The sequence below is a fragment of the Mariniphaga sediminis genome (genome assembly GCF_003573545.1).
GTDB lineage: Bacteria > Bacteroidota > Bacteroidia > Bacteroidales > Prolixibacteraceae > Mariniphaga > Mariniphaga sediminis.
The window spans coordinates 168,331-181,193 of record NZ_QWET01000004.1; the positions used below are offsets into that span (position 1 = coordinate 168,331).

The 12,863-nt window shown below is 42.3% G+C and carries 12 protein-coding genes; 5 read left to right on the plus strand and 7 right to left on the minus strand.

The window, feature by feature from the left end:
• Nucleotides 1-20 precede the first annotated feature (20 nt).
• The 5 genes from D1164_RS06725 to D1164_RS06745 all read right to left on the minus strand — a co-directional run bounded on the left by D1164_RS06725 (nucleotide 21) and on the right by D1164_RS06745 (nucleotide 6,568).
• Nucleotides 21-980 carry a sugar phosphate isomerase/epimerase family protein gene (locus tag D1164_RS06725; RefSeq protein ID WP_119349190.1) on the minus strand — a complete coding sequence of 320 codons (960 nt, stop codon included), beginning with the start codon at nucleotides 978-980 and terminating at the stop codon, nucleotides 21-23.
• Between the two features lie 56 nt (nucleotides 981-1,036).
• Nucleotides 1,037-2,881, minus strand: a complete 1,845-nt coding sequence (locus tag D1164_RS06730; RefSeq protein ID WP_119349191.1) for a TonB-dependent receptor plug domain-containing protein — start codon at nucleotides 2,879-2,881, stop codon at nucleotides 1,037-1,039.
• Nucleotides 2,882-2,940: 59 nt separating this feature from the next.
• Nucleotides 2,941-3,342, minus strand: a complete 402-nt coding sequence (nikR, locus tag D1164_RS06735) for a nickel-responsive transcriptional regulator NikR (RefSeq protein ID WP_119349192.1) — start codon at nucleotides 3,340-3,342, stop codon at nucleotides 2,941-2,943.
• 51 nt (nucleotides 3,343-3,393) lie between these two features.
• The gene (locus D1164_RS06740) at nucleotides 3,394-5,343 is read right to left on the minus strand and encodes a M1 family aminopeptidase (protein WP_119349193.1); all 1,950 of its coding nucleotides are present in this window, start codon (nucleotides 5,341-5,343) and stop codon (nucleotides 3,394-3,396) included.
• A 244-nt stretch (nucleotides 5,344-5,587) separates the two neighbouring features.
• Entirely contained in the window at nucleotides 5,588-6,568 is a 981-nt protein-coding gene (locus D1164_RS06745; RefSeq protein ID WP_119349194.1) for an ROK family protein, read from the minus strand.
• Nucleotides 6,569-7,025: 457 nt separating this feature from the next.
• Here D1164_RS06745 and yidD point away from each other — a divergent pair, with 457 nt between their 5' ends.
• Genes yidD through D1164_RS06775 form a run of 5 tightly spaced genes read left to right on the plus strand, consistent with a single transcriptional unit; the run spans nucleotide 7,026 to nucleotide 9,965 of the window.
• The gene (gene yidD, locus D1164_RS06755) at nucleotides 7,026-7,307 is read left to right on the plus strand and encodes a membrane protein insertion efficiency factor YidD (protein WP_119349196.1); all 282 of its coding nucleotides are present in this window, start codon (nucleotides 7,026-7,028) and stop codon (nucleotides 7,305-7,307) included.
• A 37-nt stretch (nucleotides 7,308-7,344) separates the two neighbouring features.
• Entirely contained in the window at nucleotides 7,345-8,220 is an 876-nt protein-coding gene (locus D1164_RS06760) for a metal ABC transporter solute-binding protein, Zn/Mn family (protein WP_119349197.1), read from the plus strand.
• Nucleotides 8,220-8,975, plus strand: coding sequence for a metal ABC transporter ATP-binding protein (locus D1164_RS06765; RefSeq protein WP_119349198.1), 756 nt, complete (start codon nucleotides 8,220-8,222; stop codon nucleotides 8,973-8,975). The genes D1164_RS06760 and D1164_RS06765 overlap by 1 nt, the downstream gene beginning before the upstream one ends.
• On the plus strand, nucleotides 8,968-9,780 hold the full coding sequence (locus D1164_RS06770) for a metal ABC transporter permease (protein WP_206610943.1): 813 nt from the start codon (nucleotides 8,968-8,970) through the stop codon (nucleotides 9,778-9,780). The genes D1164_RS06765 and D1164_RS06770 overlap by 8 nt, the downstream gene beginning before the upstream one ends.
• Nucleotides 9,777-9,965, plus strand: a complete 189-nt coding sequence (locus tag D1164_RS06775; protein WP_119349199.1) for a hypothetical protein — start codon at nucleotides 9,777-9,779, stop codon at nucleotides 9,963-9,965. The genes D1164_RS06770 and D1164_RS06775 overlap by 4 nt, the downstream gene beginning before the upstream one ends.
• A 52-nt stretch (nucleotides 9,966-10,017) precedes the next feature.
• Here the strand turns inward: D1164_RS06775 and D1164_RS06780 are convergent, their stop codons facing one another.
• Nucleotides 10,018-12,024: a DUF4954 family protein gene (locus D1164_RS06780; protein WP_119349200.1), complete on the minus strand. Its 2,007-nt coding sequence runs from the start codon at nucleotides 12,022-12,024 to the stop codon at nucleotides 10,018-10,020.
• Nucleotides 12,024-12,839 (minus strand): glucosamine-6-phosphate deaminase, encoded by an 816-nt coding sequence (nagB, locus tag D1164_RS06785; protein ID WP_119349201.1) that lies wholly within the window; start codon nucleotides 12,837-12,839, stop codon nucleotides 12,024-12,026. Before nagB ends, D1164_RS06780 begins: the two co-directional genes overlap by 1 nt.
• Between the last annotated feature and the right edge of the window lie 24 nt (nucleotides 12,840-12,863).

Here is a 12,863-nt window from a genome sequence, read left to right on the forward strand (position 1 = left end):
CGTAAAAGGCATTTCACTTCTTATAAGTTGAATTGTTGAAATTGTTTTTTTAGAAACTGCAAATCCTTTTTCAGACAGGAAAAAATTTCCTCGCGGGACATTTTTGGATCCAGATGGCCATGTTCAGCTCCCCCTAAATCGTATTCGTAATGAATGGAAACCGGCGCCTCAATATCCAGCGATTTATATAATTCAAAATAGGCCTTAAAATCTACCATTCCTTCGCCTAAGGGAACATTTTTAATTTTCCAGGTGCCTTTCTCATTCTTTTCCCATATAAAATCTTTGATATCGGTGGTTTTAATCCAGGGTGCCAGTAATTTCATCCCGATCGGCCAGGAAATGGCCCCTTCGACTGTTGCATGCCGAATATCGTACTGAACTCCGATAAATTCAGGATCACGGTCTTTCAGCAAAGTATATAAATCCCAGACCGGCCCTCCTACCCTTCGGCCTGAATGATTCTGATAACCGCCATGCACTCCGAATTCCCGGTTTACCTTCTCCAATTTCTCAAAAGTAGATTTGTGCGCCTCCAGGTTTTCTGAAATGGTTTTAGAGTTATTATAGTCCAGATACCCCATTCTGTAATATCTGATACCCAACTCAGCCATCGTTTTCAGGATGGAGCGAGTCAGCTTGTCGTCAGGATTGTTAATGCTGGTGGTTATCATATAAGAATTGACCCCGGCATCTCTCAACGCTTTTACCGCTTTCGGCAGATCAGTCGCCACGTTTTCAGGCAAAACCTGGCCTCCCGGGCGAACGGTTAAATCCGCGCCATCAAATCCGTGTATGGCCAGTAACTCTGCAATTTCCTGATAATTTAAAAACTGTAAACACTTTGTAAAAACATGGATTGGCCGAACCGGTTTCGATTTCGTCCCAAATAATTCCGAGGCAAAAACGTTGCCCGAAACCCCGGTTGCTGCAATCCCTGTCACCCCTGTTTTGATAAAATTCCTCCTTGAATACATCATATCTTAATGTACTTTATCTACGGGGCTGAAATTAAGAAAAAGAATGCCAAATGCCCTTAAAAACCGATATTTATTCCGGAAAAAACGGTAGCTCCCGGCATGGTATAATAACGATTTACCTGGTATTCTTCATTCAGCAGGTTTTCACCACTTACATACCATTTCAGGTGCTTATTGATAGTATAGACAGCTTTCGCTTTCAGAAGCGTATAATTTTCGCTGGTTACGATAGCCGACGGATCGTTATCCAAATTACTGATTTGCTGTAAACTCCCGGTTAGCTGAAATTTTTTCCACTGATAGCGCGCACTAAGGTACACATGATGTTCCGGGGTGGCATATACCGGAGTTTTCATGTTGATATAACTGTAAGTTCCTTCCAAACTAAGTTTGCTGGAAGGGTGTACATGCATTAAAACTTCGATTCCTTTGTTGTCAATTTTCCCGGCATTTCGCAAACCTTCCATTGGAATCGTAATTATCAGGTTATCACCTTTTACTGAAAACAGGGTCATTTCAGCCTTCATCATTCCATTAAAAAAGGTGTTAGAAATCCCCGTTTCATAGTTTAAAATGGTTTCCGGGTCTAAAGCCGGATTAGGTCCCCACAGAAACAACTCGCGAATAGTGGGACTGCGAAACCCTTTTGAGACGTTTCCCTTCCACGTAGCCAAACCAGCAAACTGCCACGCAAAACCGGCCGAAGGCACCCAATGCCCCCCGTAAACACTGTGATTCTGGTAACGTAACCCGGCGTTGAGTATCAGCTTTTCGCGAAAAGTTTGCTGCGTAAAACCATATACTCCTGTTTCATTAACAGTTGTATCAGCAAATACAATCCCGTTCCCGTTCATGGCTTTCAGGTTCTCTGCCATTCCCCCGTAATTCATATGATCCACGCCAAGGGTAATGGTATTTCCTTCAAACAGTTTAAGGGACTCATAAAAGTTTAGCCCGTAGTTATGATCTTTTGAATGAAAACCATCGGTAATATCATGTTCTCCAAAATTGTAAAAGAGCTGGAGGGAACCCGTTAGTTTTTCAAATTCATTTTGAACGGCAAATGCCCAGTAGCCGCGGGTAATGTCAATCTTTTCTCCCGGAGAGGCATTCAAAGTGTCGGGGCCGGGGTCAGCTGCGTCAAAAACAGCAAGGCTCAGATCGGTGCTTACACGAAGATTTCGGTTGATGTCATAAGCCAGTTTTGCATAACCGTTGCTGATTTTAAATTCAGAATCTTCGCGGTGACCGTCAGTATTATCGTGGTTTGCAGAAATAAAAGCGCTGAATTTTTCCTTTTTATAACCAGCTGACCCCATATATTTTTGGGTATTGAACGAGCCGTAAGTAAACCTTGCGTTCCCGTTAACCCCTTCATTTGTTTGCTTTTTCGTGATAATATTAATAACACCTCCCATGGCATTTGAGCCGTAAAGAATGGAAGCCGGGCCACGGATTATTTCCACCCTTTCGGCATCTGACGCCACATAAGAATCCGGAAGCGGATGCCCCATAATTCCCATAAACTGCGGATGCCCGTCGATGAGCATTAGCACACCGGTAGTGGGAGAACCTCCTATTCCCCGAATGGATATCTGCCCTGCCGAGCCTGCGGCCACGCCAAATCCCGTCACCCCGCGCTCGGTGACAAACAGCCCCGGAACCTTTCCGTTCAAAACCGGAAGCAACGCCGACTCATCGCTCTCCTCAATCCGGGCTTTGTTGATTACCGAAACAGCCATGGGAACATTATTGCGGTGCACCCTGACCGGCGACCCTGTCACCACTACTTCTTCAATTTCCAGGCTATCAACTATATCATCCTGCCCCACACCCCAAAAAGGGGAAAATATCATTGCGAAAAAAAATATTCCGGCTAAAAGGTTTTTAAAACGACTCATCTACTTTTCTTTTGTGTTACTAATTCTATATTTCGTGTTACCATTAAGGCAAAAAAATTTTATTCTGCTTTGCTCATAACCAATTTTCCGTGCTGGATTCCCTTAATACTGATTAACCGATCCGAGATTTCAGTGAGTCGTTTGGAAGGACCTTTCACAGCGACAATCTCAAGGTAGTTTTGTTCGTTCAGATAAAACCCCTGGGAAGAGAGTACAACATCCCTGTAATCGAATTGTATTTCGGAAGATTTTTTTAAAATATCGGCCTTCTCATGATTGAAAACCAGCACAACCGCACCCGCCACAATATTGTCGCACTTCCATTTTTCTTCCACCAGATTCTTTTCAATCAAATGGCGAATAGCCTGAGAACGGTTGGCAAACCTGTTTTCAGCAACGTAATCGTCAAGAGCATGTAAAAGTTCTTCATCAAGTGAAACACCAAAACGGGTGACTGGCATTGTGACACATTTTTAAAAATTCGTGGCACGAAGATACGAAAAGATCAGAAATTAAGAATGTCCTTTCTGTATTTTCTTTACTATTGTTCTTTTGGAGGTACTGATTTCCATCAGATAAAAACCTTCGGGAAGGTCTGAAAAGTTAAAAATAGTTTGATCGCCCTGAAATCTCTGTAACAATACGCCTTCAGAAGAAAATAAACGCACCTCGCGTAACGTCTCCGATCCCGGAACAGAAACAGCTAACCTGCCAGTGAAAGGGTTCGGAAATACTGCAACTTCCTTCAAGTCCCGGACAAAAGAAACCTGAACCGTTTTGGCCGTTTCAGAAACAATTTGGTAATCGGGGTCGATTTTAATTTCAGCTACATCAAATCCGGGGTCAACCAGAAACTCCTGATTATTATGAAGGTGAACCAGCCTGAAATCGACCGAATCAGTTCTCCCTTCAGAATAGGCCCTGACCGGAACAGGCATCTCGAAAAAACCAACCGAAGAATGCGATGTAGTTTGGGAAAGTACAATTTTCATCATTTGATTGCCTGCCTGCATAAATTCGAGGGAGTAAACAGGGTATCCTTCACCATAATACCAATCGTTAAAAAACTCAGTAAGGGAGGTGTCGCCTGCTGCTTCAAAGTGAGCGACAACCTGTTCGTGGCGGGCAAAACCATTGGCAACTTCAGGATCCTTGAAGTAATTTCTCAGTCCTTCGAAAAAAGCTTCGTCTCCTAAAACCCAACGCAACATGTGCAACAGGTAGGCTCCTTTGTAGTATGAAAGCCTTCCATTAAAAACCCTCGCAATACTTGTAGTATCCGGCACAAAAACCGACCCGTCGGGTTCGCTTATAATACTTTGAACATTCAATTGTTTCCATCGGGGCCACCACACTCCTTCCTGGAGATGTTCATAAGACAAGCCGGTAAGGTATGTGGCAAAACCTTCATTTAACCAAATATGCTGCCAGCTAGCCAATGTAATATGATTTCCAAACCACTGATGCGCCAGTTCGTGTGCGATAAGCTCAAAACTGAATCCCCCCATAAAACTCATCGTCTGGTGTTCCATTCCACCTCTCCACCCAAATTGTGCATGCCCGTATTTCTCTGCGGCGAATGGGTACTCCCCGATTAAATCATCATACAACGCCATCACTTCCACCGTCAATGGAGTGTTTTCCCTGGCACTCTCCAGATCCTCCGGATATACAAAATTCAGAATTTCAATTTTACGGCCATCTTCCATTTCCAAAAAATCGGAGTAATCGACATAATTTGTAACGGCAATGGCAACCAGATATGTTGCAATCGGATAGCGATGTTTCCAATGCATGATCCGTTCTCCTCCTGTTACTGTTTCAGAAACAAGAATTCCGTTACTGGCCGTTCGGTGAATTTCGGGGGTAGTAACAATCACATCTATGGAGTCAATTTTGTCAGAAAGCGACTGCTTGCAGGGCCACCATTCAAAAGCCCCGTATGGTTCGGAAAGTGTCCAGATAACTGGCACCCCGTTATGCGTCCCTTTGAAAAAAGAGCCAAATCCACTCCCAGTAGGTTCGCCCTGATAAAAAACAGACACCGAATCAATACCATTATTGCCGAGCGATTGAGACAATTGGATTGAAAGTTTATCCTCCGTTCTGGTATAATTTATATTGCTACTTCCCTGCCGCACAGAATCGACCTGCATGGAATGCTCCAGGTCGAATTCAATGACTTCCAAACCATCGGTTCTGCTTTTAATATACGATGTTATTTTACCACGAATGTATTTTATACCCGGGTTGATTTCCCATTCCATGCGCTGGTAAATCAAATCGTATGAAGCATAGCCCGGGGATTCAGTAAACTCCGCTTTTTTTAGAAGGCGGCTGCCTTCAGCCTTTGCTATTTTATCCACAAAAAAAATATCGGGTTCCTGCGCTGTACCTTCCGTAAGCAAGGCAGAAATAAAAAATGATATTAAAACAAACCGAATTATTCTTTTAAGGTACATTTTTTTGTATTAACAGAAACAAACAATTTATGTGGCAACTCAATATCCATTCGTCAGTTTTGCAAACGAACGTATTCATCTCATAAAAAAAAACTTAATTGATATCCGGCTCTAATAATATTCGAACCGATTCAATACCTAAAGATCGCAAAAACCAATGAATTCTCTTCACCGGAAAGTTACAACAATAAAAAAAGCGGACCGTATTTAAAATCCGCTCTTTCAAAACTCTATTATAAAATTTTTACTTTCCCAGTTCTTTCCACACCAGAGCACTGGCTCCTACAATGGCTGCATCGCCGGCTTTAAGTTTGGATGGTAAGATTGGTACCTTATCTTTATAAATGGGAAGCAAATGTTTTTCCATGTGCTCCTTTGTTGGTTTAAAAATGTAATCACCTGCTGCAGTAGGTCCACCAAAAAGGAAAATAGCTTCCGGGCTAAGGTAGTGGACAGTGTCTGCCAATCCCTGTCCAAGCCATGCACCCGTTTTCTCAAATACCTCCAATGCAATTTTATCGCCTTCCACTGCTGCTTCGTAGATCATTTTCGAGTCCAACTCATTGAATGATTTGCTGGCAAGCAAGCTATCGGTGGCATTATATTGGGCCAGTAGTTCAAAAGCAGTACGCTTCATTCCAGGCGCCGAACAGTATGCTTCGAGATGCCCCAACGCTCCGCAACCACATCTGCGTCCGTCGGGAATAAGAATAGTATGTCCGCATTCTCCGGCAAAGCCATCACTTCCATACACCAAATCTCCATTAACAATCAGCCCGCTTCCAACACCTGTTCCAAGAGTATACATTACAAAGTTCTTCATGCCTTTAGCCCCTCCGTAAATCATTTCGCCAAGTGCGGCAGCATTGGCATCATTCGTCAAAGCCATTGCTTCCATTTTTGGAAAATGATTGCGCAACAACTCCACAAGGCGAACCACTCCTCTAAAAGAAAGGTTTGGCGCATATTCAATTGTCCCACTGTAATAATTCCCGTTTGGTGCACCAATTCCGATGCCGGGAAATTCCAAATCTTTGTTAAGAAGTTTCACTGATTTCATCAGCTCATCTATTGCCAGAGCCAAATCAGAAATATACTTGTCAATATCTCCGTGCGAAGGAGTAGGAATATTGTCTTTTACCATTACATTCCCTTCGGGATCAACAATTCCAATCGCCGTATTCGTACCGCCGATATCCACTCCGATTGCAACTTTCTTCGTCATTCTCTTATGTTTTAAAAATTAATAGTATCGAAACTTATGCCCTCCCGTGTATCTTTCCTCTTCACCGGATATAGTATAGAAGCATTACAATGCCGGGACAATGAATGCCCGGATGCAATTAAACTATCGCCGGAAGGTAAATTTAACCTTTTAAAAATAGCTTTTACTGGGGCACTTAATGGAATAATGAACGTGGTTGCAAAACTGCAAATAAAAAAAAGGGCACTGAAAGTGACCAAACCAACCACTAAATTGTTACTATTTTTTTCCATTATTATTTGGTTCTGGTTGAATAAATTCAACCTTAACTATTGTTACTATGCAGGTATGGCAAATTTATAAATATTATGCAATTCTATCGGAAATTCACTCATTTTTGGCTCAATTTATTACGGAGCCAAATAATAACAGGTAATAATTCTTACTTTTACTGAAAACAGAAGCTTTTGAATAAAATATGATACGACAGATAATTAAATATTTACTAAAAGCAATCGGTTGGATTTTGCTTTTGCCGGTGTATTTTTATAAGTATGCCATTTCACCTCTCACACCTGCTTCATGCCGGCATGTACCCTCTTGTTCTGAATATGCTGTACAAGCCATAAAAATCCATGGCCCCTTCAAAGGCTTTTGGCTTGCCACCCGGAGAATCTCGAAATGCCATCCCTGGGGAACTCATGGGTACGATCCTGTTCCGCCAAAAAATAAAATCAAAGTAAAAAAAATGAAAGGATAAAACTAATTTTGCAGATTAATGTTTAGAAAATAAAAACATGAACAAGATTTTAGTGATTTTTACCGTTGCGATTTTTCTGTTTTCATGCAACTCAAATAAAAAGAAAAACGATAATCAGAAGAAGCCGGTAATTACGGTAAGTATTTTACCTCAAAAGACTTTCGTGGAAAAAATTGCGGGTGATGATTTTGATGTACAGGTGCTGGTACCCCAGGGGGCAAGCCCTGAATCTTATAACCTTCTTCCTTCCCAGCTACAAAAAATTTCCCATTCAGCGGTATGGTTTCGTATCGGGCACATCGGCTTTGAATTATCCTGGATTAATAAAGTGAAAGAACTTAATCCCGAAATGCAGGTTGTCGATCTTTCAGAAGGACTTGAATTAATTGTTGGTGAAGAGGAGCAACATGGCGACCATGTGCATGTGGGAGGAGTCGACCCGCACACCTGGCTCTCGCCCAAACGGGTGAAACAAATGGCTGAACGAATTACAGATATTTTGACAGGACTGAATCCTGAAAAAAGCGCTGAATACAAAGCCAACTATCTGAAATTTACGAAAGAGATCGATCAGTTAGATATAAAAATCCGCAATGCGTTAAAAGATTACAAAGGCCGGACCTTCATCACTTTTCACCCAAGCCTCTCCTACTTTGCCCATGATTATGAGCTAGTGCAATACCCGCTTGAATTGGAAGGGAAAGAGCCCACTCCGCAGCACATGGCAGAAGTGGTTGAAAAAGCCCGCAAAAAAAATATCCGTGTTGTGTATATTCAAAATGAATTTGACAAAGAGCATGCCCGCGTGTTTGCGGAAGAAATTAAAGGGGAGGTAATTGAAATTTGGCCGCTCAATCCTGATTGGGAATCGAACCTGCTGGAACTAACCAACCTTTTTATCGACAATTTTTAATGGAGCCACTGATTAAAATAAAAGACCTGACCCTGGGATACGACAGGGAACCGGTGTTACACAAGGTAAACCTGGAAATATTTGAAAAAGATTTTGTCGGGGTTATCGGGCCAAACGGTGGGGGGAAAACGACTCTGCTGAAAGCCGTTCTGGGATTACTAGCCCCCATGAGTGGAAAAATAATTTTCAGAAAGGACATCAACAAACAGAAAAAGCCAATCGGGTACCTTCCACAGGTAAAACACATCGATCGCAATTTTCCTATTACCGTATTCGAGGTGGTACGTTCGGGCGCCATCATGCAAAGCCCGGCTGATATTACCAACGCTGAAATCAGAAAAAGAGTTGAAGATTTGCTCGTTGAAATGGGAATCTCTCACATCCGGAATAAAGCAATAGGAGAACTTTCGGGAGGACAAATGCAGCGGGTTTTTTTATGCCGGGCATTGCTCAGCGATCCCAAAGTCCTCATTCTTGATGAACCCGATACATTTGTCGACAATCATTTTGAAGGGGAATTATATGAGAAACTAAAACAGCTGAATAAAGAAAAAGCCATTATCCTGGTTTCACACGATGTGGGAACTATTTCGAGCTACGTAAAAACCATTGCCTGCGTAAATGGTGAACTGCATTACCACCCCGATAATATTATTACCCAGGATCAACTGAACAGTTACAATTGCCCCATCAAACTCATTACCCACGGGGAAATTCCTCACACTGTATTAAAACACCATCATCAACATGAGTAACTTTATAGACCTTTTTTCTTACGCATTTTTTCAAAAGGCATTTCTTGCAGCTGTTTTTGCCAGCATTTCATGTGGAATTGTTGGCAGCTACATTGTAGCACGGCGTATTGTATTCATTAGCGGAGGAATTACACACGCTTCCTTTGGCGGTATCGGACTGGCATTTTTGATGGGCTTTAACCCCCTTGTAGGCGCCGTAATTTTTGCGGTTGGAGCGGCCCTTGGAATCCAGTTTTTCACGAAAGTGGCACGGGTCCGTGAAGACTCCTCCATTGCCATTTTCTGGTCATTCGGCATGGCGCTCGGCATTATTTTCGTTTTTATGACTCCCGGCTACACACCGAACCTGATGAGTTATTTGTTCGGGAATATCCTCACCGTCACTATTTCTGAGCTTTGGTGGATGTTCATCCTGAATGTAGTGGTCATTTTGTTCTTTTCCGTTTTCTTTCGTAAAATACTGTACATTGCTTTCGATGAAGAATTTGCGCGCGCAGCAGGACTGCCCGTCTCCCTTTTTAATTACCTCACCATTACCCTGGTGGCTTTAACAGTAGTTTTGAATATCCGCGTGGTGGGAATCATTTTAATCCTTTCACTTTTAACTATTCCCCAGGCCGCAGCCAACCTTTTCACCAAAGATTTTAAGCACCTACTCATCCTCTCTTCTGTTTTTGCATTCATAGGAACCCTGGCCGGATTGTTCATTTCCTATTTTATGGATATTCCGTCGGGCGCTACCATCATATTCACATTAGTGGTTATGTTTGGACTGCTTCGGTTGTATAAACAATTTTTCAGATGATTGGGGGCAAAAAAAAGGAAAAATTATATCCCTGTAAAAACTGTGGGTTCATCTTCTCGAACCTCGATGCCGAAAGGGTTTGCAGTAACTGCTTTGCCTGCACCGGATGTGAAATATACAACTGCCCTTCATGCGGAGAAGAGGTGGTTGTCAAACCGATAAAAGCCGCCTCCTTTGACAAATAAACCCTTTGTGATGTTTCTGCTGCAATAAGCGAATTAAATGATTGGCCGGAACCTAATCCGTAAAGGTTCCATCCTGTTTTCCTGTTAGTTCCTTCAGGCGACCGGATAACCGGCTGTACAATGCCTCCGTTTTTTCCGATTCTTGTTTCAGCCCCAAAACAAAACTGTTTGATTCATATTTCCCCCTGATGTTTTCAAAATCGTCCAATTGTTCCTTTTCATCTCCGTCATTGCCAAATCCAATCCGGCTGAGCTGATCAAACTCTTTTTCGGCATCCTTTAAAATCATGTTGTTGAGTTTTAATGAATTGTTTTTCCACTCTTCTAAAACCTCAAGCAACAACGGAATGGAAAGGCTCTCCAAATCAAAATCTTTCCACTCTTTTAAGATTGCCAAACACCAGCTCCATGATTTTTCCTCGTACTCCTCATAAATCGCCTGAAGCCGGGAGACAAGAATATCAAGGGATGTTATTTCCCCTGAAACAACTGAATCCATAAGATATTCCACACTTTTCTTCTCTGCAAACATCCCGGCCAGGTCAACCCATTTTTCCTGTACCGGGGTGAAACGAGGCTGTAATATCTTTTTTATTCCGGGCAATGATTTGAATTCCGCAGTTTCCAAACGTTTTACTAACTGTCCGGTCAGATAAACCACCAATGCCAACTCATAATAACGCTTTGAAGTTCGCAGCATCAACCGGTTAATAAAGACACCTTTATACAAAACAAATTCACGACTTTTAGGGGTATCAGCATGTAACCGTTCAAGTAATTTAATTCCATTCAATATTTTCTGAGCCGTAAACGGACTCAGGATATCAAAATGAATCAGGTCCAGCTTCTCTGTATCTTTCCGGCGGTCGCGGGCCGGCCATTTCCCGCTGTCGCGCGCTGTCCCAACCGTAAAAAGGTTCATGGCCGGCGTTAATACACTTTTGCCATTTTCCACAGAAATGTAAGAAAACGGCAAATCCGTCGTATCAAAATTTCCCGCATGTTTGTCCATTACTACTGAAAACGCTCCCACACGGCAAGGCCACAGCATATAAGAAAACGAACCGGTTTTTGCTCCTCTTTCAATAATTCCCTGGTGCACAGGCCCCAGTTTATACATGTGGTTGCTTTGATTGGTCCCGCTTCCGGCATTATAGAACGAAAACAAACCGGCTATCAACAGTGTCGATCGGTGATGCGTTACGGTGTAAGGCCCGGCAAAAATACTGCATGCCTCACTGTGAAAAGCCTCACAATTGGCAAAAAAGGCAGAGTTTTCAGCAGAGAACTGTCTGCCAATCTGAACGCCTTGCCCCACAAAAGTGGAGGAAATAATGGCTCCATCTTTAATTACCGACCCCGAAAGAACAATAAAACGGGAAGCAGAAACATCTTCGCCAATAAATACCGGGGCCAACTGGTTACTGCCCACAGTGCCTTCTTCCAAAAGGGAGGCGCCCCTGATATTGGCAAAGGCACCGATTCGGACATTATGAATCGTTTTAACATCCCGTATTTTTGAACCTTTCCCAATGGTACCGATTTCGGACGCCCGGGTTCTTACATAACGGTCTATGATAGATTTAAGGGTGTCAGAGAATTTCCTGCTATGACGGTAAATTACCAACAGGTAGGCCAGCTGTGCAGAAAGCCGGTCAAAAACAGGCAATTCCCGACCACCCCCTTCATTCAAAATTTCTATTTCATGCCCGTTTCCAAAGGTTGACACTCCTGAAACTACAAGAACACCAACATTTTCAATAAATACATCCTCTTCAATTGTATAGTTGGCAAGGGTCCCTATATTCGACAAATAAACGTTGTCCCCAACAATACAATTCCGGATGTCACAATTAAAAATCCCGGACGGTTTAAAAAAAGTCCCGTTAAAATCTGTCTTTCCGTTATTTTTACCTAACCTGATTTTCCCGGAAAATCTTACATTTCTGAGCCGTTCCGGTAAAAAAGTATCCTTTACTTCAACAGTGTTCCACGTGTCCGCTGAACAACCCCGAAGTTCGAGGATTTCAATTTCTTTGTCGGAAAGACAACGGTACATTACCCTTTAAACTCTGGTATTTTTTTTAATTCTTCTTTCTCAATGTCTTTATAATATTTTACGGTTCCCACTTTCAGTTCGAGTGTAGCATCTTCGTCACAAACAATCATTCCTTTGGGATGAAGTTGTAATACTGAAACCGTCCACATGTGATTAATTCCTTCTTCTACCACTTTTTGCAGTGCACGGGCTTTGTTGTAACCGTTGATAATAATTACCACTTCATCTGCCTGCATTACCGTATCCACACCAACAGTAAGGGCTGTTTTGGGAACTTTCTTAACGTCGTTGTCAAAAAACCGTGAATTAGCAAGAATGGTGTCGTATGTTAACGTTTTAATACGTGTTTTCGATTTCAGTGAGGAACCGGGCTCGTTAAATGCAATATGCCCGTCGGGGCCAATCCCCCCCATAAAAAGGTGAATACCTCCTACGCTCTCAATTTTCTTTTCATAGTCTTCACATTCCTTCTCCAGATCCGGGGCATTACCATTTAAAATATTGATGTTTTCCCTCGGAATATCAATGTGGTTAAACAGATGCTTGTCCATAAAATAATGATAGCTCTGGGGATGGTCTTCGGGAATACCCACATATTCATCCATATTAAAAGTAACTACATTCTGAAATGACAATCTTCCTTGCTTAACAAGTTCAATCAGTTCAGTGTACACACCAACAGGTGAAGAACCAGTTGGCAAACCCAAAACAAAAGGTTTTTCAGGGGTTGGATTAAACGCTGCAATTTTGTTTGCAATATGATAAGCCGTCCACTTGCTTAGTTGTTGGTAATTTTCATGAATCAGAATTCTCATAACTTATCCTTTTATATTTTACAT